Source organism: Limnothrix redekei LRLZ20PSL1, assembly GCF_043235035.1.
Classification (GTDB): domain Bacteria; phylum Cyanobacteriota; class Cyanobacteriia; order CACIAM-69d; family CACIAM-69d; genus CACIAM-69d.
This window is the reverse complement of sequence record NZ_JAZAQF010000059.1, coordinates 298,522-321,165: the sequence shown is the minus strand read 5'-3', so window position 1 is coordinate 321,165 and position 22,644 is coordinate 298,522. Positions and strand designations below refer to the sequence as shown.

Here is a 22,644-nt window from a genome sequence, read left to right as displayed (position 1 = left end):
TTGCTTGCCGTTGTGGATACGACCATTTTTAACCGTGTGGCTGGATTGGCACTGGGGGCAAGCAGGCATGAACTGGAGCGGTGAATGACTGCTGCTAGACTAGCATCATTACTTCACAGGCACTACCAAATCATAAAAGGCTCCCATGCCTGAAGCCATTTCCTAAAAACAGATACTTTTAATTCGTCAGAGGGTTTATTGGAAAGCAATTCTGAACATTCTTTAATTGTCGCAAAATTGCCATTTTCCTTGGCAACGACCATTCCGAGCAAACAAGCAGATTTGACCGCGCTTTTGACATATGACTTGCTTTTACCTGTGTACTTTTCTAATGCATCTAGGCTGGCCTCAGTATATGAACTACGGAGCACTATATCCATCACTAGGCTCACTGACACTTTGTGGGCAGGAAGTTGATACATTTGTTCCTCGGCCATCATCAAAAATTCCGTAGGCAGCTTTGAAAAAAGTAATGATTTTGTTGTTATCCCAATCACTCATATCTACATTAATTGAGATATTTGGGATGATATTCAATGCAGTGTTGGGTGAGGCTACTTGAGGTGATGATAATTTGTCAGTATGAATGTTAGGATTGACAGCTTCTTCTTTAGGATTATCTAAAACATCATTAACAGTTGCTAGAGCACTATCAGCATGTTCCCGACTAGATGCAGGAACTTCAAATTGCTCTGCTAGATCTGAGGATTCCTCATCAGGGGTACAAGCTTTATCGATCAAAGTTTTTGCATTCAGACTCCACTCAATTCGCGATGGCTTCCCCCTTCTACCACTTATAAATTTACCTAGACCTGCCAACTGAATTAGCTTGCCGAATGTAACAACCCCCTCTTCGCGATTATTCCCAGAAGAGCCATAATTGTGCTTCCACCAATAATCTTTTACGCTCTCTGTTTCTGTAGCGGATAGAGCATTGGTATGGGAGAGATTTTCAAGGAAATGACCGTAAGGCGGATAGCTTAGGAAAAATCCGAGAAAAAGCTCTTGCTTGCGACTACCTTCCCTTTCTATAGCTAAGTTCTTCCCACTTAGACTGAAGCTAAATTGATTATCCAAAATCCCAAAAATTTCCAAAGCCTTACGTGCAGTTTCAAAGTTAGATTTGTTGTATATCTCTTTAATGGCTTTTTCGTTGTCTGGCTTCCTTTTTATAGCGTCGATTAGGCGCAAAATATCATTGTCATCAACTCCATAGGGAAGTGTAACACCTGATACTTTACTGGATGTATCTTCGTTGTTAGGCATGTGCTTAAACTCATGACACTAAATTCTGCAAGCAATTATATCCAATAGAAAGGATTGGTGAAAGCGCTCCCCTCCTACATAAGCAGAATCAATAAAAACGGCAAATCCGGTATTTTCAATGATTTCAAGCTTCTTGAGTCTTGTAAATCCAATAAGAATGAGTATGAAGCTATTCTTAAGCCTTTTAAAGAAAAATTTTTCACACCGTTTATCAATAAGATCCTATTTTTTGTATACTGCACTACAAATACTGGAGTGCCAGCAATGAACTAAATCTCCGATTGTCTAGGTTTCTGTTCAAAGTGAACTGGACTATGCCGCTACCTGTAACTCAGCAAGATAACTATGTATTAGACCGTACATATACGATAGCTCTCCTCAGCAGGATGTTGTCAAGCGTGTGCGGTCTAACTCCGATACTACAGGCATTATCCTGTCACTGCGGAATATGCTCTCATTTACGGGACGTTGATCGCAACTCGTAGCGCATAGGTCAACGTTGCGGAGTCAGTCGTGGTGATCAGGAGATTAATACCTTCGCTGCCTACCGATCGCCTAACAGCAACCATCATTTGACCTGACCGATCGAACTAAAACAGCCACGCCCTAGGCTCAGCGATCGCCGCAGGGTTTTGGGAGTTCGCTAGGATTAACTCTGAAAGCAAAGTCCAAAGCAAATTCCAGTCCCCTCGTTGATCGCCCGGACGATCGCCCTTACCGATGAACCTCTGGGAAAGCCTCAAAATGGCGATCGCCACCTTGGCCGCCAACAAATTGCGCAGCAGCCTCACCATGCTGGGGATTGTGATTGGTAATGCTTCGGTGATTGCCACGATCGGGGTGGGCGAGGGGGCCCAACGGTTTGTGACCGCCGAGGTGCAATCCTTGGGCCCCAATACATTGTTTATTCGCCCCGGCAGCCCGGAGGCCGATCGTCGGCCCCTTTGGCCCCCACAAACCCTGGTGCTGGAAGATGCGGAGGCTATTTCTACAGAAGTGCCCACCGTGGTGGCCGTGGCTCCGGAGCTGACCGGGAACGAGGTGGTGAGCTACCGGGGCCGCAACGCCAGCGTCACCGTCATTGGCACCACGCCGGACTATACCGAAGTGCGAGATTTTCAGGTCGATCGGGGCCGGTTCATCACCAAGCTCGATGGCCAACGGGTGCAGCGGGTGGTGGTACTGGGGTCTGAGGTGGCGCGGCAATTGTTCAACGGCCAAGACCCGATCGGGCAGTCTGTGCGCGTTCGCAACCTGCGGGCAGAGGTGATTGGGGTGATGCAGCCCAAAGGATCCAGCTTTGGCATGGATATGGACATGACTGTATTTCTGCCGCTGCGCACCATGGCGAACCAGTTGGTGGGTCGTCGATCGCCCTATGGAACCAGTGTTAGTTATATTTCCCTGTCGGCGCGGGATGAAACGGTGATGCGAGCCGCCCAATTCCAGATTGAAAACCTGCTGCGCCGACGACACAAAATTGTGGGCGAGGATGATTTCACCGTTCGTAACCAGCAGGATTTGCAAAACACCCTGGGGGCGATCACCGGCACGTTGCAGGTGATGTTGGTGGCGATCGCCAGTATTTCCCTGCTGGTGGGCGGCATTGGCATCACAAACATCATGCTGGTGTCGGTGGCGGAACGAACCCAAGAAATCGGGCTGCGCAAGGCGATCGGGGCTTCCCAACGGGATATTTTGATGCAGTTTGTGATTGAAGCGACGATTTTGGCCAGTTTGGGCGGGGCGATCGGGACGGCCGTTGGCGTGGGCGGCTTGGCCTTGGTGAGCGTGGTCACGGACTTGGAAGCGGCCCCCTCTAGCACCGCGATCGGGGTGGCTGTGGGTGTCTCGGGCGGGATTGGTCTCTTTTTTGGCGTAATTCCAGCCCAACAGGCGGCCAAGCTGGATCCGATCGTGGCCCTTCGCAGTGCTTAGGTAGCCCCTAGATCATGGCCACGGAAGCCACCGAACCCGAAACTAGCAGCACCGAGGGCAGCAGCACCGAGGCCAGCCACCGGCCGCGAGTGTCGATCGTGCTGCCGGTGTTCAATGGGGCAGACACCCTGGCAGATACGGTGGCCTCGATTTTGGCCCAAACGGAACCCGATTGGGAACTGTTGATTATTGACGATGGCAGTCACGATCGCTCCCGGGCCTTGGCTGAGTCGATGGCGGCCGCCGATGGCCGGATTCGGGTTTATGGCTTTGCCAACGGGGGACAGGCGATCGCCCGGAATCGTGGGATCGATCGGGCGCAGGGGAACTGGATTGGGTTCATCGATGCGGACGATCGCTGGCATCCCGACAAGTTGCGGGCCCAACTGGCGGCCCTGGCGGCCAACCCCGCCGCCGGTTGGGTTTACAGTTGGACCCAACTCACTGATGATTCGGGCCGGGCGATCGGGCAGCCGGTCACCAGCCCCTTCAGCGGTTGGATTTATGGGCCCCTGTTGGTCACGGATTTTGTTTCCAGCGGGTCTAATGTGCTGGTGAGTCGATCGGCCTTGAACCAAGTGGGCGGTTTTCAGCCAGACTTGGTTCCCTCAGAAGATTGGGATTTGTGGCTGCGATTGGCTTGGCAGTTTCCAGCGGCCCAAGTGCCCGAATGCCATGTGTTCTATCGCCAACGGCCCACCTCCTCATCGGAAAACGTGTGGCGACAGGAGCGCGTCAGTCGGCAAATTTTGCAAACGGCGATCGCCCGATCGCCCAACCAGCTCACCCCCCATCGGGCCATCATTTGGGGTAACCGCTACAAATATTTGCTCTTTAAGGCGTTGGACGGCCCTGCCCAACCGCGCCGCGCCAAAACCGCCGCCCGCTTTGCCTGGCAAGTGTTGCAGTGCCATCACGGGGTCTTGAAGCAATGGCCCTTGGTGGCGCAAATCTTGCTCAAGATGGGGCTGATGGGGCTGCCGGGGGCGATCGGGCAACGGGCGATCGAGCAACTAGGGCTACAGCGCATCCAGGATCGAATCTTGGCCCTGACCCTCGTGCCCCGCTTTCAGGAGCCAATTCATTGCCAGCTCGATCAGTTCGATCGCCCCAAAGGCTGATCGGCCGATCGCTCCTTGGCGTTTGTCTATCCGGCTGTCAATAGCCCTTCCGTAAGCCAAAGCAACCTATTTGACGCACCGTGAGTAAAAAATTTGACTCCTAACTTGGATCGAGGTTAATGCTAGGTGGAAGTATTTCGCCAAAGTGCCCATTGATTCAATTTTTTCTAATCGAGGCCAACAATCTGATCTGACTTCAAGATCTCAAAAGCCACCTAGGTTGCTGACCGAATTTAATTGAATTCACGGAACTTTTTTGATCAGGCATTTTATTTTTCATAACCCATTCTCATCAGAACATAAGCTTCTTTAATTGAAAAACGTTTTCATGAGTGCGATTTAGCACTTTGCCTTTACAAAATAAAACTATCTTTTAGATCCGGTTTCAATTCTAAATTTCTGAAGAAAAAATTATATTCCCTAAAAATCAGCCACGACTGACGGAGTTTTCCCATGAACTTTAGCGAGTTTGGTGTGGCAAATTTTGCTTGTCGAGAATCGAATCCTTGGGCGCAAACGCTTGAGATCAGCCGTCCTTCCAATCCAAATTCCCCAAAATTCAGCTTCTGGCACTTGGCATCCAGCAATTTCCCCGTCAACCAGGATTTTAGCGGTGAAAACCCTGTTTCAGAAACGGTTTCAGCAGCGGTTTCAGCAGCAGATTTCCTGCTCAATGTGGCAGCGAGCAATTTAGTCGCAAATTCTGCAATTCCGGCCACCACGCCCGTCCCCCCATCCAACGGTGGATTAATCCCCTCGATCGCCCCAGAAACCAAGGAACGCCGCAGCGCCAATGATGGTTTTTATCGTGTGGAGCTAACCACTGGAAGCGCCGATCTGGTTCTTGGGGGGATTGGCCGGGACTGGATTCAAGGCTGGGGTGGTGATGACGAATTACACGGCTTGGATGGGGACGATCGCCTGCTGGGCAACCAAGGCCGCGATCAGCTATGGGGCAATGATGGTCATGATTGGATCCAAGGGGGACAAGGGGCAGATAGCCTGTGGGGCGGCAGCGGCAACGATCAGTTACTGGGGGATTTGGGAGACGATTGGCTCGCGGGCGAATTGGGTCTTGATACGATGACTGGCGGCTTGGGGGCCGATCGCTTTTTGATTGGGATGGCGATGGATGGGGGCGCGATCGACCAAGCGGATTTGATTTTGGATTTCCGAACCAGCGAGGCAGATCAGTTGGTGCTGCCCAGCGGTCAACGGTTTGAAGATTTGGACTTCATCGCCGGAACAGGAAACAACAGTGGCGATACGATCGTGCGCGATCGGGCGACGGGCCGAAACTGGGTGATCCTGAAAGGAATCAGCCCCAGCAGCTTCAACGCTAGCAATGTGGTGTCCCAAGACAGCTTGGCTCCAACCCCGGCCGTGATTCGGTTCAGCAAGGGTAATTTTCTAGACGTTGAGCTGGACGGCAAGGCGACCATTACCCTAGAGCGATCAGTGAACACAGCAACGGACGTGAGCGTGAGCTTCAGCACCAGCGGCGGCACGGCCACCCCCAACCAAGACTTCGCCCCCATCACCGGCTCGATCACCTTTGGGGCCGACGAAACCCGCAAAACAATCACCATCCCATTAACAGATGATCGACGCACGGAACCCAACGAAACCGTGATGCTGCTGCTGTCCAATCCCGTTGGAGCTGAGCTGGATTTGGCAACCGCTACCCTCACCATCAGTGATCATGGTCTTTGAGCAGCGTTGAAGTGGGCCGAGTAGTTGCCCATCGTCAATTTCGCACTTAAATCCAGAGCGATCGGGCATGTCGATCGGCATGCCCCTGCTCAATCAACATTGGTCAAAAATTGATTGAGCAGAAATGGGTTAATAGACCTCTTTCACGAACCAGTTAAAAGCCTTCATCCTTGAACCCTTTTCCTCAAGATGGGCTAATCAACAATCATTTTGTAGGTTGGGTTGAGGTACGAAACCCAACAACAGTAAGGTTCGTAGTGATCGAGTTGGGTTTCGCAAGGCTCAACCCAACCTACTGAAGAACCAGGTGACTGAGCATTTTGTCAGTCAATCGGCAATCTCGGAGAGAGATCTAGGATAAGGATCATGATTGATGCAAGAGGTCTATTGATTCCTCAAAAACATCTCGAAAAAGCGATAAAATCTTGCCCCCTTTTCGTTATTGATCGATGAAATTGATGATGAAATTTGCAAATAGCCGATTTGGCTTTTTAGACATCCTGATTAAATTCCCTTTTGAATTATTTTTGCAGCTCCTTTGATTTCCAAAATTCTCACCCAATGCAGTTTTGGAGCGCAATTCCGGTTTCTCAGGAAAATTTTCGAAAAGAAACGTTAGGGTCTGTCATCAAATCCTCGAAATCCTAATCCTGTCATGATCCAAGGGCAGGAAGCTAGGAACTGGAGCCTTAGTGAAAAACTGGTTTCAGCGGTCAGTGCCCACGGTCGATCGCACCGGCATCAGGAATTCAGCGAATGCGATGACAGCTCCTACCCTTCCCTGCGAATCAGTTTTGCTAGACGGAGCCGATCTATGGATTTCACCGGTTTTGAGGTGGCGCGTTTTGCCTATCGTGAAGCGGATTATTTAGCCCAAAATCCCGATGTGAGCCTTGCGGTGAGCGGTAATTTGCTGCGATCGGGCTTTGCGCATTTTTCACAGCATGGTTTCAGCGAAGGCCGCAGCCCCAGCGGCGATTATGAAATTTTGCAAGCGGTGTTGCCGCTTTACAACGAAGCAAACTATTTAGCCCAAAATCCCGATGTGCAAGGGGCGATCGGGCGGGGTCAGCTCACTTCGGGCCTGGAACATTTTGCGCGATCGGGATTTCGGGAACGGCGCGAACCGGGCGGCGGGTTCAACCGCTTCAACTTTGGCAGCGAGTCGGCCGATTCGCTCACGGGTGGCACTGGTCGCGATTTGCTGTTGGGTTGGAATGGTGATGATCAAATCCAGGGGCTAGCGGGCGATGATCAATTGACCGGCAACCGTGGCCGCGATTTGCTGTTTGGCAATGAGGGCAACGATCGACTGCGCGGCGGCAAGGAAGCCGATACCCTCTGGGGCGGTGCGGGTGATGATCAACTGCTGGGCGACCTGGGTGATGATCTGCTGTCGGGGGATTTGGGAGCCGACACCCTGACCGGTGGCGCTGGGGCTGATCTGTTTTTGATCAGTGCCGTGGCGGGTGGCAGCTCGATCGCCTCGGCCGATGTGATTTTGGATTTTTTGCAGGAAGGAGCCGATCGGCTGGTCGTGCCCAGCGGTCAACGGTTTGAAGATTTGGACTTCACGGCCGGCATTGGTGTTAACAGCGGTGACACGATCGTCCGCGATCGGGCAACGGGCCGCTATCTGGCCGTTCTCAAGGGCATCAACCCCAATAGCTTCAGCGCCAGCAACGTGATCTCCCAAGAAAGCCTGAATGCCAACACCGCGATCCTGCGCTTCCTGGGCAGCGGCTTTGTGGGCAACGAGCAAGATCGCAGCACCGTGATTACCATTGAGCGCTCCGGCAACCTGCAAACCGCCGCCCAGGTCACCTTCAGCACCGGCAGCGGCACGGCCACCCCCAACCAAGACTTCACCCCCGTGAACAGCGCGATCGCCTTTGCTTCCGGCGAAACCCGCAAAACCATCTCAATTCCCCTAACAGACGATCGCCTCACGGAAACCGATGAAACCGTGGCCCTGTTGTTGTCGAATCCCGTGGGGGCCCAGCTCGATCGAGCCACCGCCACCCTCACCATCCGCGACGGCAGCGGCGGCGGCAGCAGCACGCCCCCCACCGGCCCCACCGTTTCTCTGGATGGCAACAGCTACAGCATCAACGAAACCAGCGGCTCCCTCGCCATCCCCGTGCGACGGACTGGCGACCTATCCCAACCCCTGTCGGTGACCTACGCCACCAGCAACGAAACCGCCCTAGCCGGTCTCGACTATAGCGCCATCAATGGCCAGCTCACCTTTGCCGCCGGCCAAAGCGTTGCCAGCCTCACGATCCCGATCCTGGGCGACAGCCTGACCGAGCCAACGGAAACCTTCCAACTCAACCTCAGCAGTCCCACGGGCGGACAACTGGGCAGCATCAACGCCGCCACCATCAGCATCATCGACAGCGCCGCCAGCGGCCCCACCACACCCACCAGCGGCCCGGTGCAATCCTCCGTGGCCAGCGCCGTTGCCTTCAGCCCCAGTGATTCGGAAGCCGCGATCGCTGCTAAAAATGGCCCAAAAATCACCCTCGGCAACACCAACATCTACATCGGCTATCAACAGGTGTCGGCCCTCAATCAGGATCCAATCTTGATCAGCTTCACCAACGGCGTGCGCAATTGGGTACGCACCGACTACGAAACCACCGTCGATGATGGAACAGGCACGGGCTTGGCTTGGGATGGCTCCAATCTCTATGCCGTCTTCACCTCCACCGGCAACCAACCGGGAAATAACCTCAGTCGCTTCACGGGCAGTGGCTGGCTCACGGGCTACACAGACGGCAGCCCCAGCGGCGGCGGCGGCGGCAAAGTGGGGATTTTGGCCAAGGTTGACCCCGCCACAGGCAACATCCAAAACGCCACTTACCTGACGGCTCGCAATGACAAGGGAACCGCCCCCCTCGGTGACGACACCACCAACTCCCTGTTTGTGCGGGGTCTCAGTTTCACGGGCGGCAATGTGCTGGTGCAAGCGGATTCGGCCTATGCGCCGCGCCGTCCCGACAAAACAGCCATGACCCAAAGTGTTGGCAATGGTGCGCTGCCCGCCAGCACGGGCTACAACTACGAAGTGGTACTCTCAGCCAATTTGGGATCTGCCCTGTCCACGCGGGCCAAAGATTTCATTTGAGGCCTAGGATGCCAGGGCCCGCTCACGATCGTCTGGAGTTCTTGATGGCATCTACTGATTTTGGGGGAGGAAGCTTGGCCAATTCGGCAACGGCTGTTTTGGGCCAAGGCATTGAGCCACGTTGGACGATGGGTTCCAGTTGGGTTGCATCCTACTTTCCGCCCACCCATGCTCACAATTCCGGAGGCGGTTTCAGCACCCATCACGCGATCGAGATTCAGGATTCTGAGATCAACAATTCTGAGATCAAAAACATTGATCACGTTTCCGAATTTCTCAGTACAAAGCAGCTTCTTTCTGGAGTTGATTGGCCTGAACATTCTTCGGTTGATGCTGGAGTGAGTGATCAGGTCAATTTGGGTCAGATCAGCTTGGGTCAGATCAGTGATGATTTTTGGTTGGATTCTTGGGGACAAAATCGCAACCTGAGGCGCAGTGGAACGGGTGGCGATTTCAATCAGGATTTGGATCATTTTGGTCGTCTCGGTCGCCGATCGGGAACCGATGCCCCCGATCGCCCATTGGATCCCCTGACCGGAGCACCTCAGGAGGAGGCCGCCGCGATCGCCCCAGACCTGCCCCGATCGGTCAATGTGCCTCGTAACGGTGTGCAATCTTCGGTGAAAAACGCCGTTACCTTCGGAATCAACGACTCGGAAGCTGCGATTGCCGCGAAAAACGGCCCCAAAGTCACGATCGGCACCACCACCGTCTATATCGGCTATCGCCAAGTGACCTCCGCCAACAAGGATCCGATTTTGGTGAGCTTTAACAATGGAGTCAGACGATGGGTACGCACGAACTACGAAACCACCAACGATGACGGCACGGGCACGGGCTTGGCTTGGGATGGTTCCAACCTCTACGCCGTCTTTACTTCCACGGGCACTCAGCCGGGCAATGGCTACAGCCGATTCACGGGCAGTGGTTGGCTGCGCGGCTACACGGATGGCAGCCCCGGCGGTGGCGGTGGCAGCCGGGTCAGCATTCTGGCCAAGGTTGACCTGGCCACGGGCAACATCCAAAACGCCACCTACCTGACGGCTCGCAACGATCGGCGCACGGTCAGTGTTGCGGACGATCGCACCAATTCCTTAACCGTCAAGGGACTGCGGTTCTCGGGTGGGAATGTGATTGTTCAGGCCGATTCCACCTATGCCCCTCGCCGGCCCGACAAAACCTCCATGACCCAACGGGTGGGCGGTGGCGCATTGTCGGCCAACAGCAGCTACAACTACGAGGTGGTGTTGGCGGGCAATTTGGGATCTGCCCTTTCAACCAAGGCGAAGGATTTTGTTTAATCGCCAATCCAACGCTAGAGTGCTGAGGGGCCAGGGGTTTGACCTTTTCCCTCAGCATTTCGACCCGAATCAGAACCCATGAAGTCGATCGCAGTTTTAGGAACCTCCTCCAACGCGGGCAAAAGCTGGGTAACCACGGCCCTTTGCGCTTGGTTGCGGCGGCGAGGTCTGCGGGTTGCGCCGTTCAAGGCCCAAAACATGTCCAATAATTCCTTCGTGACCCTGGAAGGGGGCGAAATTGGGCGGGCCCAGGCGGCCCAGGCGGAGGCTTGCGGGTTGCGGCCCGTGGCGGAGATGAATCCCATTTTGCTGAAGCCTTCGGGCAATAGCCGATCGCAGTTGGTGCTGTTGGGCCAGGCCGGGGAACATATCGCGGCGGCGGACTATTACCAACATATCGATCGTCTGTGGGAGGTGGTGGCGCAAACCCTGGCGGACTGGCGCGATCGCTGTGATGTGTTGGTGCTGGAGGGGGCGGGCAGCCCGGTGGAATTGAACTTGATGCACCGGGATTTGGTGAATTTGCGCCCGATCGAGCATCTCCAAGGGCGCTGGCTGTTGGTGGGCGACATTGAACGAGGCGGCATTTTCGCCCAAGCGGTGGGAACCTACCAACTGATGCCCCGATCGGCTCAGGCCCTGGGATTGGGCTTAGTGGTGAATAAGTTTCGGGGCGATTTGCGGCTATTTGCCGATGCCGATCGCTATTTTCAGCAGCATTTGCCCCACCTGCCCTATTTGGGAACCTTACCCTACGCGGCGGAGTTGCAACCGGAAAGCGAAGATAGCCTCTGTCGATCGGCCGAAGAGACCCCCATGGAATGCGATCACCCTGTGATTGCCTGGGTTCGGTTTCCTTTTTTGTCCAATTCCCAAGACAGCCAACCTTGGTCGATCGATCAAGGAGTGGCGGTGCGCTGGGTGACGCGGCCGGCCGAGTTGGCCACCGCCCGGGCGATCGTGTTGCCGGGCAGCAAAAACACCCTGCGGGATTTGGCTTGGCTCCAAGAAACGGGCCTGGCAGCGGCCATTCAACGGGCCGCCGCCCAGGGTGTGCCGGTGGTGGGCATTTGTGGGGGCTATCAAATGTTGGGCCGATCGCTGGTCGATCGCACGGGCATTGCGGGGGCCGCGGGCGAGATGGCGGGGTTGGGACTGTTGCCGGTGGAGACGGATTATTTTCCACAAAAAACCGTGCGCCAAGTGACGGCCCATTGGCCCAGCCAGGCCGGTGCAACCTCACAGCATGACATTCCGCAGCTCGATCGCTGGCAAGCCTATGAAATTCACATGGGTCAAACCCGCCCGATCGCCCCTTGCGATCCACTGTTGACTCTGGAGCCGATCGGACAGCCGCCAGAACCAGAAGGGGCCCGATCGGCCCAAGGCTGCGTTTGGGGAACCTATGTCCATGGTCTGTTTGAGTCGGCAGCGGTGCGCCAAACCCTGACCCGTTTGGCCGGCATCACCACCCATCGCCCCAACCCCCAATCCTGGCAACAACATCGGCAACAGTTGTACGATCGAATGGCCGACCTTTTGGAAACATCCTTAACCCTGGATCGGCTGTGCGACTACCTGGAGGTTTGAGCCGATGGTGTTCGATCGACCGATGGTTTCTCAGTGGCAACTCGCGATCACCAACGTGATCACCAGGGGTTTAGGGGCGATCGGGCTGTTGGCCCTTGTGACCTTGGGCACGCCCACCGCCCAGGCCCAAAGTCCCGGACTGTTGGACTGTCTGCGCCGCGCGGGGAATGATCCCTATGCTCTGGCCCGCTGCCGCAACCCCAACGCCCAGGCTCCCAACCTCGAAGAACCGATTACGCCCTCGCCCGGCAGCGGCAACTCCGGCGGGCCGCCGCCCAGCCAACCCAATTCCGCCAGCGGCCCCAGCAGCAACCCCAATCGTGGCAGTGGCTCCTCCGCCACCAGCACCGGTGTTCCGGCCAGTCGCTACAACTCCGCCAATCGATCAAGGATCACGATCGACTGCATGAGCGCCTACAGCGACCAACCCAGCGCCCTCCTAACTGAATGTGGTGCTTGGGCCCCCAGACGCAACACTCCCACCCCTTCCGCAACGCCCCAATTCCCTACCTCTCCCAACCAAGGGCCACCCGCGCAAACCATTCGCTAGTTGAGATTCACTGAGATTCACTGAAACTCACTGAGATTCGCTGGCTCAGATTGGCTGTTAGTCCAGGTCTGCGGTCGGTTTGGGAGCTGCCGATTCCGCAACCTTGCCCGATCGCGGACGGGTCGCCTTGGGGCGGGGACGGGTCAAAATTCCCTGGCTCGGGCTAAACAACAGGGCCATCAAAAACAACCCAAAAATCACTAGGGCGATCGCCGCGCCCGAGGGCAAATCCCAATAGAAACTGCTGTACATGCCCCCGATCGCGGCCAACACCCCTAAGCCAGCACCCACCAACATCATCATGTGCAACTCTTTGACCAACAAATAGGCCGTGATGGCCGGGCCCACCAACATTGCGATCGCCATAATCACCCCCACCACCTTCAAGCTCGTCACGATCGCTAAAGTCACTCCGGCCATCAGGCTGTAGTGAATCCAAGTGGTGGGTAATCCGGCCGCTTCGGCCCCCAAGGGGTCAAAGGTATAAAACAGTAATTCTTTATAGTGAAGCTTAATTAAAACTAATAAAATCACCGCTACAATCACTCCATGGAGCAAGTCTCCTTGGGTGACGTTCAAAATATCGCCAAAGAGAAATCCTTCCAAATCAAGCTGCGTTTTTAGCAGTGAAATCAGGGCAATTCCTAAGCCAAAAAAGGTGGAGAAGGTTAGGGTCATGGCCGCATCAACCCGCACCCGCGATTGCTGTCGAATCCAGGCAATGACGAAGGTGCTGCACATGCCGGAAATGAACGCCCCGATCGATAAATCAATACGCAACGCATTGGCGATCGCCAAACCAGGCATTACCGCATGGGCAATTACGTCACCCAGCAGAGACATCCGCAGCACAATGAGATAACTGCCCACCACAGGACAAATTACGCCCACGATCATCCCGATCGCGATCGCATGGCGCACAAATTCATACTGCAAAGGATCAAGCAACCAGTCCAAAATTAGCCCTCAGCATTTGGTTGAATCAAATTTAGACCTCCAATCAGGTTTAGACCTCCAATCAGGATAGTCTCACGGGATTTGCTAACAGGCTAAAACCGATTCAAAGGGACTGTGGCGATCGGCAGTTTGCATATTTTCGCCATAGGCTCGCCGGATATTATCCAGGGTCATCACGGCCTGGGGCCGATCATTCGCCAGGAGCGATCGATTCAGCAATAGCAGCCGATCGTATCGTTCCAGGGAGCTGCCCCACTCGTGAGAGCAAACTAACACCAAATGGCCTTGGCTGCGGAGTTCAGCAAACAGATTCAACAACACTAGTTCCGTTTGCTTGTCCACACCGGTAAAAGGTTCATCGAATAGAAAAAATTCTGCCTTTTGGGCCAGGGCCCGAGCCAAAAAAACCCGTTGCTGTTGCCCGCCAGAAAGGGAGCCGATCGGGCGATCGCGCAAATCCCAAATATTCACCTGCTCCATGGCCGATCGAGCCGCGGCCCGGGCTGCTGGGCCGGGCGATCGCCACCATCCTGCCACCTTGGCAAAGGCCATCATCACCACCCGTTGCACCGTGATCGGATAGTCCCAGTCGATTTGTGACCGTTGGGGCACGTAGGCCACGCGATGGCGCAGTCGCCGCAAGGGCACACCCCGAAAGGTAATCACGCCCGATTCGATCGGCACGAGGCCCAACAGGGCCTTGATCAGGGTGCTTTTGCCCGCGCCGTTGGGGCCAATCAGCCCCACCAATTCACCGGGCGCGAGGTCAAGCGAAACATCGTCCAGAACCGAGAGTCCGCGATAGCGAACACACAGCGATCGAACTTGCAGCATGGAGGCGATGGGTTCCAACCTAGGAAGGCCAACAAAACCGCCAGCCACCACCGCGCCTCAACAGCGCCGCACAATGGTGGTGGCTCACGAAGATGTTAAAGATTAGTTTGAGAATGGTTCTCAAAAAAAATTCTAACACCCCCCTGAGTCCCCGTCGCCCCCGGAATTGCCAAGCTCGATCGATCCCTGGGCGATCGCTTGGCCCCACTGAATTGCCGTCGAATTGCTGCTGATTAGCCCCGATCGCGCCTTCTGCCGTCCCTCGGTTGGTTACCTGAGTTGGGCAATCGGAAGACCGCCAAATCGCCTAAACTGAAAGGCTGTCGCAAGATTTGGAATGCGATTGGGAATTGGGATCAACATTGGGTGCGATTCACCTTTGGGATGCACCCGATCGATCGCCCGCCCTGGCCATCAGCCTTTCACCGAACCATGAAACACACCCTTTCTGTACTTGTCGAGGACGAAGCCGGCGTTTTGACGCGCATCGCGGGTCTTTTTGCCCGCCGGGGATACAACATCGAAAGCCTGGCCGTCGGCCCTGCCGAGCAAGGGGGCGTATCGCGAATCACGATGATCGTGTCCGGCGATGACCGGATCATTGAGCAAATCGTTAAACAGCTCTACAAATTGATCAACGTGATCAAAGTCCAAGACATCACCGAAGTGCCCTGTGTGGAACGGGAGTTGATGTTGGTGAAGGTGAATGCGCCGAGCAGTGCCCGATCGGAAATTATTGAACTGGCGCAAATTTTCCGGGCGCGGGTGGTGGATGTGTCTGACGACTCCCTCACGATCGAGGTGGTGGGCGACCCGGGCAAGATGGTAGCCATTCTGCAATTGCTGGAAAAATTTGGCGTGCGCGAGCTGGCCCGCACCGGCAAAATTGCCCTCACCCGTGAATCGGGCGTGAACACGGAATATCTGAAATCTGCTGATCTCCGTAACTAGGGCGCTTCCGGGGCCACCGACCGGTGAGCACCCGGCATGACACGATCGATCCCTGACTCTGACGGCTCGATCGCCAACCAACGCCACCACCGTCCCCAACAGACGGTAAAATCTGACTTTGGCGAATTGCAGCCCAACCATTCAAGTCCTAGCGTTCCCCGGTACGATCGGCCCATGATTCACGAAGTCTTCATGCCTGCCCTTAGCTCCACGATGACCGAAGGCAAAATCGTCTCGTGGGAGAAAGCGCCGGGCGACAAAGTAGCCAAAGGCGAAACGATCCTGATCGTCGAGTCCGACAAGGCAGACATGGACGTGGAATCCTTTAACGAGGGCTACATGGCCGCGATCGTTGTTGATGCCGGTGGTTCCGCCCCTGTGGGTTCCACGATCGCCCTGATTGCCGAAACCGAAGCGGAAATTGAAGCCGCCAAGGCCCAAGCGGCCGGCCTGTCCGGTGGCGCAGCCAGCGCTGCCCCGGCCGCTGCTTCAGCCCCGGCCGCCACGCCCGTTGCCACCCCGGTGACCGTGGCCGCTGCCCCCAGCAATGGAGCCAGCGCCCCCGCAGCCAGCCCCAGCGGCCGCACGATCGCCTCGCCCCGCGCCAAGAAGCTGGCCAAAGAACTGAAAGTTGACCTGAGTGGCCTGACCGGTTCGGGCCCCAATGGTCGGATCGTGGCTGAAGACGTGGAACGGGCCGCCGGTCGCACCCCGGCCGCTGCCCCCGCCCCGATCGCCGCGCCCGTGGCCGTGCCCGCCGCTGCTCCCGCTCCGGCTGCCGCTGCTGCGCCGTTGCCGCCCATGCCCGGTCAAGCCGTGGCCATGACCACCCTGCAAAAGGCCGTGGTCAACAACATGATGGTCAGCCTGAGCGTTCCCACCTTCCGCGTGGGCTACTCAATCACCACCGACAAGCTGGACGCACTCTACAAACAAGTGAAGTCTAAGGGCGTGACCATGACCGCCCTGCTGGCCAAGGCCGTGGCCCTCAGCCTGCGCAAGCACCCGGTGGTGAACGCGGCCTATGCCCCTGACGCGATCGCCTACCGCAGCGACATCAACATCGCCGTGGCCGTGGCCATGCCTGATGGTGGCCTGATCACCCCCGTGCTGAAGAATGCCGATCAGGTGGATCTCTATTCCCTGTCGCGCAACTGGCAAGACCTGGTAACCCGCGCCCGCAGCAAGCAGTTGCAGCCGGATGAGTACACCACCGGCACTTTCACCCTGTCGAACCTGGGGATGTTCGGGGTCGATCGCTTCGATGCAATTTTGCCGCCGGGCCAAGGGGCGATCCTGGCCGTGGGCGCATCCAAGCCGACTGTGGTGGCCACCGATGACGGTTTGTTGGGCGTGAAGCGGGTGATGCAAGTGAACCTGACCGCTGATCACCGGGTCATCTACGGTGCAGATTCGGCAGGCTTCCTGCGCGACTTGGCCGCCCTGATCGAAGGCGATGTGCAATCCCTGACGCTGTAAACCCTGGGAGGCTGACGCAAGCCGCAAACCTAACCTGGCTAGTCGTTAAGTCGTAGATCGTTCCCATGCTCTGCATGGGAACGCATCCCAGAAGCCCTGCATCATAGCCCGCAATCTTGACTTGGGTAATGCAGATCGTCCGAATCCGGTATTCCCGCCATCTGCGTGGGAAAATCAGACTACGTACTATGCACCCCTATGTTCCCCCTAATTTCCCCCGTTTCCGCTCTGCCTGCACCGCCTACTCCGGTTCCTCTGGTATCCCCGGTGGTTGCTCAGCGACTCGTTGACCCCGCTGATCCTCGGATCAACAAGCTCTTCGATCTCCAGCGCGCCGCTTTTAACCACGTAGTACGGGTGATGAAAGTCCCGAGATCAGGACAGGTAACCATTGATCGCTTTCAAGCTTACGTGGAATGGGGGGCAGCAATTTGTTTCATCAAGGAACGCCCTAGTGACCCTATGGGTTACCAAGTCACTATCATCATGCAATGGGATGACCGGGCAAACCGCTGGGCCTACCGAGGAGTCGTGGATGGGTCTAGTGTCGAAGAATTTATGGGCGTGGGGATGCCAGCCGAGAATGCCCAGTGGATTTCTGAGTTCCTTTGATGCCGCCTCTAAATTATTTTGATCATTGGATCGTTTTGAATCGTTCCTATGCTCTGCATCGTAGCCCCCACCTTCCAAGGAGCGCAGAGCACCCGATCTAGCCTTCCCACTCCAATTGCGAGAGCAATCATACTTGAAGCATCACCATGGTGGGTCAGGACTAATACTGAGTCCTGACCCTTTGTGCTAGGATTTCAAAAGCTCTCACAAAAACCAATGGCAATCATTTCTGTTCTGAATAATCCTGACGCTCAGGGAACTTCTGGGGCTGATACCATCTACGACACTGATTTGGGCCGCCGCACGCTGGGACTTGGCGGCAACGATGAGATTTTTGGAGAGGGTGGCAACGACGAAATTTTTGGAAATGAAGGCAATGACACCATTTTTGGGGGGTTGGGAGAAGACTCACTGTATGGTGGGCGTGGCGATGATGTGATCTATGGCAGAGTCCAACTAGGGCCAGGAGAATCGAATGGCAATTTCCTATTTGGTAACCTGGGCCAAGATACATTGTGGGGCAATGATGGTAATGATCAACTGTTTGGTGGACGCGAAAACGACTACTTAAGCGGCAATCTCGGCAATGATTTCCTCTCAGGAGATTTAGGATTTGATGTCCTAGTGGGTGGAAGTGGGCTAGATACCTTTGCTATATCTCCTTTGGCTGATAACTCATTTGACTACATCACCGACTTTGCGCCCGGTCAAGATGTCATTCAATTGGGCGGAGGACTAACTTTTGATAATTTAGTCATCTCCACCGTTGCTCAAGCAGGTCTTGTGGCCAATGAGGTTAGGAAAAATTTCTCTAGCCTTTCATCAGTCAGTCCATCTGATGTCGTGATTAGGGTGAAAGGCTCAGGACAAATTCTTGCTGTCTTCGACCTCACTGGCTCGTCACCACTCCTCACCCCACAATCCTTTACAGCCAGCAACTTTGTCAGTTGATACTGATACTCATATTGTTTGCCCTGCATGGGAGCGATTTTTCGATGCTTTGCGTCTTTATCAGTACTGGGGAATAAGGTACAGAGCATTTGGGAACGGTCAGCAAAAGTCAGACCGTAATCCTCAGTCCCAATCTTGACAAACGGGTACGAGCGATTACAATAAAGTCATAAACCGCCGAAAGGAACGCAATGCGTTCCTTTCGGCGGTTTTGCGTTTCAGGGCGAATTAGATGGGTCAAAACCATGTCCAAACCATCCAATCGCTGGCTGAATATTCTCGCTTCATGCTTAGTATTTCTGACTACGGTCTTGAAGCAGTCTGACTCAGTGCCTCATCAGATCAATATCAATTTCCCGATTCTTTTGATTGCCGTCACCGCAAAAAAGGAATCAGGTAAGGAATAGCAGCATAGGGTTAGGCCGAGGTACAAAGGCTAACACCTATAAGTACTTCAAGAATCGATCTGGGTTAGAAAGCTCAACTCAATCTTAGGACTCGGGAATTTGCATGGCGCGGGCCAGCTTGGAGGTGGCCATGTCCTGGGTGCGCTTGCATTTTTTCGTTGAGCATCATTAGCGCGATCGACCTAAACAGTCGATCGCGTTCTTGTTGGAGGCTAACTTCCGATCGCTTGCAGTTCTCCGGCAGTTCTTCGGTAGGTTGGGTTGAGCTTTGCGAAACCCAACTCGATCACCATGAAGCTCACTGTTGTTGGGTTTCGTGCCTCAACCCAACCTACAAAATGACCGTTGATCAGTCCATTGATCAGTCCATTTTGGGAAAGGGGTTAAGGATCAGGGCTTCTAACTGATTCGTGAAAGAAGTCTACTGACCTAGTGTTCCGCTTCAAGCTTGCTAGTGCGGCAAACAGGAGAGCTGACCATTTGAAAATCAGCTCGATGGCCAATGATCTTAAAATGATCTTACTTTTACAGTTCTAAATACTGTTGCTATTAATCTAAAAATCTTGCAACAGAAGCGTTTCAGCGATGGCTCAGGCGGGATTTGAACCTGCGACCTTGGGCTTATGAGTCCCCTGCTCTAACCTCTGAGCTACTGAGCCTTAATGCGTCTTCAAATCTCTAGGTTACGGAGATTGCTTGAGTGGTGATCGTTTGGCTAACGGAGCAAAACTCAATATTTTTGACGCGAGTATGTATTATACGCCATGGATGAGAAATCGCAAGGGTGCTAGCCAAATAATTTGGATGCCGCCCTGCAAAATTCTCAACAACCGGCCAAGATTTTAAGATTGGTTGAGGTTTTCGCCTTTCGCGACGCGCAATTAGGCGATTCTCGATAGGATGCGATCGCCTGGCCCCGTTTGGGCCCGGTGGCATCATTCAACAGAGCAAAGCGTTCCCGATCGCGATCGAGGCGATTACCGTCGGTTTCGATCGGCATGAGGCGCAAGAGCCAGTTGCTCTGCCCCCTTTTTTAGTAACCCATCACGATAAAACCGCACAACAGCAATGGCAGAACAGCAAAAACCCACCGTCCTCATCACCGGTACTTCCTCGGGAGTCGGGCTGTACGCCGCTAAGGCCCTCGTCAATCGTGGCTGGTATGTGGTGATGGCTTGCCGGAATTTGGAAAAAACCCACGCGGCGGCGGCCGAGGCGGGCATTCCTCAAGATAGCTATACGGTGCTCCAAGTGGACTTGGGGAACCTCACCAGCGTGCGGATGTTGGTCAGTGCTTTTCGATCGCTGGGTCGATCGCTCGATGCGCTGGTCTGTAACGCTGCCATTTATATGCCCTTGATTAAGGAACCGCTTTGGAGTCCTGAGGGCTATGAACTGACCATGACCACCAACCATCTGAGCCACTTCCTGTTGTGCAATCTGATGTTGGATGACATGAAGCTCTCGAACTATCCCGATCGACGGATGGTGATTTTGGGCACGGTGACCCACAACCCCGACGAATTGGGGGGCAAAATTCCGCCTCAGCCCGATTTGGGCAACCTGGAAGGCTTTGAACAGGGCTTCAAAAATCCGATTTGCATGGCCAATGGCAAGAAGTTTGAGCCGGTGCGGGCCTACAAGGAAAGCAAGGTTTGCAATGTGCTGACCATGCGCGAGTTGCACCGTCGCTTCCATGAATCCACCGGGATTACGTTCTCTTCGCTCTATCCCGGTTGCGTGGCCGATACGCCCCTCTTCCGCAATCACTATCCCCTGTTCCAAACCATCTTCCCCTGGTTCCAAAAGAACATCACTGGGGGCTATGTGTCCCAGGAGTTGGCGGGCGATCGGGTGGCTCAAGTGGTGGCGGATCCTGACTTCAAGCAGTCGGGGGCTTACTTTAGCTGGGGCAACCGCCAGAAGAAGGGTCGCGAAGCCTTCCTGCAACGGGTCTCGCCTCAGGCCCGCGATGAGCAACGGGGTCAAAGAATGTGGGATCTGACCCTGAAACTGGTGAATTTGGCCTAGAAATTGCTAGCAATTAGCAATTTGCGGTCAATGGCAATCGTTCAAAGGCAAGGGGTTTAAACCTCTTGTCTTTTTGATTCTGATCTTTTTGATTCTTGTCTTTTTTGTTGAAGTTTGGATTTCGTTAAAGGTTGAATTGCTCAAGGTTTGAATTTAACGGCATGGGCTTTTGGGCGGCGATCGGGGAAGGAAGTTGCAATTGATCGAGCCAGGCCATGTTGTCACCGCCGAGGGGTTGGATTTGCCCTTTTAATTCTGCCTCGATCGCCTCGCGAAAGGGGGGCATCAGGTTCAGGACGTATAGATCGCTGATCGGTGGAGTTATTTGCCCGATCGCCGTTTTCAATAATTGCAAATCACCGGGGTTGACCTGTCGAAAATCTGAGACCAAATAGAACGGCACATTGGGCCGAAGACGCAGAGCCAGGGCGATGGTGTTGCCAATTCGATAGCCAAATCCATCCGCAATCACCAAGGGGTTTGCGGCGGCGTTAATCTGTTCCGCAAAAGCAGGCAAGCTAACACTAATGCCTTTGGCCCAATTGGTGGTGGCGGTGATTAATTGCCAACTACCGTTCAGGCTAATGGTTAACAACAGGCTGGCCCCGATCGCGGCGAGACTGCGGCGCAGGGTTTGCCCTTGGGTCAGGGATTGGGCAATCAGAATCGCGAGGGCAATTTGCAGCCCCAGATAGGTCGGAGTCCAGTAGCGCGTTGAGATGGAGCGCAGCCCGCCATCGAACAGATCGGGGATCACCAGTAGGCTGGTGGAGACCAACGTGAGGGTCAGCACCCAACCGCTCACCCGCAGGGGAAACTGCCGTTGCAGCCAGATCAAGACTCCCAGGGCGATCGCGCAAAACAGCCCCGCCCCCCACCAACCAGCGCCCACGGGAACCCAATCCGTGAACCCTCGCAACACTTGGATGACCAATCGGCGGAGCACTTGAATGCGCGGCTCTTCATAGGCAGTCATCCAGGCGGTGAGCTGGCGAGCGGCTTCCCAATGGTTCAACAACACCAGCGCCCAAGGCAAGAACAGCAACCCACCGGCCAAGCCGGCCAGAATGAGCGATCGCACCCGCCAGCCCAGTCGCCCCCGATCGAGCCACAGCACATACAACCCTTGACCTACGGACACATAAACCGTCAACAGGGAGGTGTATAGCCCCAGCGCCAAAACCAAACTGTAGGGCCACCAGGCGCGCACCCGATCGCCCCAAGTGGCCGCCCGCTCTGTCAACCGCAAAGCACGCAGCAGCAGCGCCCCCAACACCAACAGCAACGCCGCCCACAGGCTATATTCCCGCACCTCTCGCCCATACAGCACATGAAACGGGGAGAGGGCCACCAGCGCCATGGCCACCCAACCCACCAAGGGCGATCGGGTTAATTCCCAACAGACCCAGTACAGAGCAGGAAAAACCGCCAGCCCAAAAATCGTGGGCAAGCTCCGAAGGGCAAGGGCACTGCTGCCAAAGCATTCCATCCAAAACCGCGTTAACAGGTAATAGAGCGGTGGATGCTCTGGATTGCCAATCACGGAAGCAAAAACGGTGTGCCAAGGCTGTCCTTTGGGCCCCAAATAGGCGACCAACTCCGGCTGCATGACCAGCTTGTTGGCAAATTCACGAGCCTGGAGCACCGGCAAACGATGGCCGGCAGCACTGACGGCCGTTAGTACTTCGTCATGCCAAAGGATATTGTGATCAATGGCCCAAAGACGAAGGCCAATGCCCAACACAACACAGCCGATCGCCACCCAACGGATGACGGTTTGCCAGGATGAGGCGCTCGATCGAGTCGGGTTCAT

20 protein-coding genes and 1 tRNA gene are annotated in these 22,644 nt (G+C 54.9%); 12 read left to right on the top strand and 9 right to left on the bottom strand.

Going from position 1 to position 22,644, the window contains the following annotated elements; translation table 11 throughout:
• From VPK24_RS18850 to VPK24_RS11080, 3 genes are all read right to left on the bottom strand, one after another.
• On the bottom strand, window positions 1-69 hold a 69-nt coding region (locus VPK24_RS18850), incomplete at its 3' end, for a transposase-like zinc-binding domain-containing protein (protein ID WP_449283921.1).
• A 53-nt stretch (window positions 70-122) separates the two neighbouring features.
• Window positions 123-380 (bottom strand): hypothetical protein, encoded by a 258-nt coding sequence (locus VPK24_RS11085; RefSeq protein ID WP_393013168.1) that lies wholly within the window; start codon window positions 378-380, stop codon window positions 123-125.
• Window positions 361-1,266 (bottom strand): hypothetical protein, encoded by a 906-nt coding sequence (locus tag VPK24_RS11080; RefSeq protein ID WP_393013165.1) that lies wholly within the window; start codon window positions 1,264-1,266, stop codon window positions 361-363. The genes VPK24_RS11085 and VPK24_RS11080 overlap by 20 nt, the downstream gene beginning before the upstream one ends.
• A gap of 720 nt (window positions 1,267-1,986) precedes the next feature.
• Here VPK24_RS11080 and VPK24_RS11075 point away from each other — a divergent pair.
• Window positions 1,987-3,204: an ABC transporter permease gene (locus VPK24_RS11075; RefSeq protein WP_190353414.1), complete on the top strand. Its 1,218-nt coding sequence runs from the start codon at window positions 1,987-1,989 to the stop codon at window positions 3,202-3,204.
• A 14-nt stretch (window positions 3,205-3,218) separates the two neighbouring features.
• Window positions 3,219-4,325, top strand: coding sequence for a glycosyltransferase family 2 protein (locus VPK24_RS11070; protein WP_393013162.1), 1,107 nt, complete (start codon window positions 3,219-3,221; stop codon window positions 4,323-4,325).
• A gap of 353 nt (window positions 4,326-4,678) precedes the next feature.
• Here the strand turns inward: VPK24_RS11070 and VPK24_RS11065 are convergent, their stop codons facing one another.
• Window positions 4,679-5,119 (bottom strand): hypothetical protein, encoded by a 441-nt coding sequence (locus tag VPK24_RS11065; protein WP_393013159.1) that lies wholly within the window; start codon window positions 5,117-5,119, stop codon window positions 4,679-4,681.
• Window positions 5,120-5,135: 16 nt separating this feature from the next.
• Here VPK24_RS11065 and VPK24_RS11060 point away from each other — a divergent pair, with 16 nt between their 5' ends.
• The 5 genes from VPK24_RS11060 (at window position 5,136) to VPK24_RS11040 (ending at window position 12,609) form a co-directional block, all read left to right on the top strand.
• Entirely contained in the window at window positions 5,136-6,038 is a 903-nt protein-coding gene (locus VPK24_RS11060) for a Calx-beta domain-containing protein (RefSeq protein ID WP_393013156.1), read from the top strand.
• Between the two features lie 814 nt (window positions 6,039-6,852).
• Entirely contained in the window at window positions 6,853-9,168 is a 2,316-nt protein-coding gene (locus VPK24_RS11055; protein ID WP_393013153.1) for a Calx-beta domain-containing protein, read from the top strand.
• Window positions 9,169-9,212: 44 nt separating this feature from the next.
• Window positions 9,213-10,469, top strand: coding sequence for a hypothetical protein (locus VPK24_RS11050; protein WP_393013151.1), 1,257 nt, complete (start codon window positions 9,213-9,215; stop codon window positions 10,467-10,469).
• A gap of 78 nt (window positions 10,470-10,547) precedes the next feature.
• Complete coding sequence (locus VPK24_RS11045) at window positions 10,548-12,059, top strand: cobyric acid synthase (protein WP_393013148.1); 1,512 nt, start codon at window positions 10,548-10,550, stop codon at window positions 12,057-12,059.
• Window positions 12,060-12,063: 4 nt separating this feature from the next.
• Entirely contained in the window at window positions 12,064-12,609 is a 546-nt protein-coding gene (locus VPK24_RS11040; RefSeq protein ID WP_190526295.1) for a hypothetical protein, read from the top strand.
• Window positions 12,610-12,666: 57 nt separating this feature from the next.
• Here the strand turns inward: VPK24_RS11040 and VPK24_RS11035 are convergent, their stop codons facing one another.
• Window positions 12,667-13,569 carry a metal ABC transporter permease gene (locus tag VPK24_RS11035; RefSeq protein ID WP_190526608.1) on the bottom strand — a complete coding sequence of 301 codons (903 nt, stop codon included), beginning with the start codon at window positions 13,567-13,569 and terminating at the stop codon, window positions 12,667-12,669.
• Window positions 13,570-13,650: 81 nt separating this feature from the next.
• Window positions 13,651-14,400, bottom strand: a complete 750-nt coding sequence (locus VPK24_RS11030; RefSeq protein ID WP_393013145.1) for a metal ABC transporter ATP-binding protein — start codon at window positions 14,398-14,400, stop codon at window positions 13,651-13,653.
• Between the two features lie 432 nt (window positions 14,401-14,832).
• Between VPK24_RS11030 and ilvN the strand changes: the two genes are divergently transcribed.
• From ilvN to VPK24_RS11010, 4 genes are all read left to right on the top strand, one after another.
• Window positions 14,833-15,351 (top strand): acetolactate synthase small subunit, encoded by a 519-nt coding sequence (ilvN, locus tag VPK24_RS11025; RefSeq protein ID WP_099533066.1) that lies wholly within the window; start codon window positions 14,833-14,835, stop codon window positions 15,349-15,351.
• Window positions 15,352-15,525: 174 nt separating this feature from the next.
• Window positions 15,526-16,830: a dihydrolipoamide acetyltransferase family protein gene (locus tag VPK24_RS11020; RefSeq protein ID WP_393013213.1), complete on the top strand. Its 1,305-nt coding sequence runs from the start codon at window positions 15,526-15,528 to the stop codon at window positions 16,828-16,830.
• A 267-nt stretch (window positions 16,831-17,097) separates the two neighbouring features.
• Window positions 17,098-17,442 carry a hypothetical protein gene (locus VPK24_RS11015; protein ID WP_393013142.1) on the top strand — a complete coding sequence of 115 codons (345 nt, stop codon included), beginning with the start codon at window positions 17,098-17,100 and terminating at the stop codon, window positions 17,440-17,442.
• A gap of 183 nt (window positions 17,443-17,625) precedes the next feature.
• Window positions 17,626-18,393 (top strand): calcium-binding protein, encoded by a 768-nt coding sequence (locus VPK24_RS11010; protein ID WP_393013139.1) that lies wholly within the window; start codon window positions 17,626-17,628, stop codon window positions 18,391-18,393.
• Window positions 18,394-19,386: 993 nt separating this feature from the next.
• Here VPK24_RS11010 and VPK24_RS11005 read toward each other — a convergent pair.
• Both VPK24_RS11005 and VPK24_RS11000 read right to left on the bottom strand, forming a co-directional pair.
• Window positions 19,387-19,459: transfer RNA gene (locus VPK24_RS11005), tRNA-Met, on the bottom strand.
• Window positions 19,460-19,623: 164 nt separating this feature from the next.
• Window positions 19,624-19,800: a hypothetical protein gene (locus tag VPK24_RS11000; protein WP_158234469.1), complete on the bottom strand. Its 177-nt coding sequence runs from the start codon at window positions 19,798-19,800 to the stop codon at window positions 19,624-19,626.
• Window positions 19,801-19,868: 68 nt separating this feature from the next.
• Between VPK24_RS11000 and VPK24_RS10995 the strand changes: the two genes are divergently transcribed.
• Complete coding sequence (locus VPK24_RS10995; protein ID WP_393013135.1) at window positions 19,869-20,831, top strand: protochlorophyllide reductase; 963 nt, start codon at window positions 19,869-19,871, stop codon at window positions 20,829-20,831.
• Between the two features lie 124 nt (window positions 20,832-20,955).
• Here the strand turns inward: VPK24_RS10995 and VPK24_RS10990 are convergent, their stop codons facing one another.
• A complete protein-coding gene (locus VPK24_RS10990) occupies window positions 20,956-22,644 on the bottom strand; it encodes a glycosyltransferase family 39 protein (RefSeq protein WP_393013133.1) in 1,689 nt (562 codons plus the stop codon).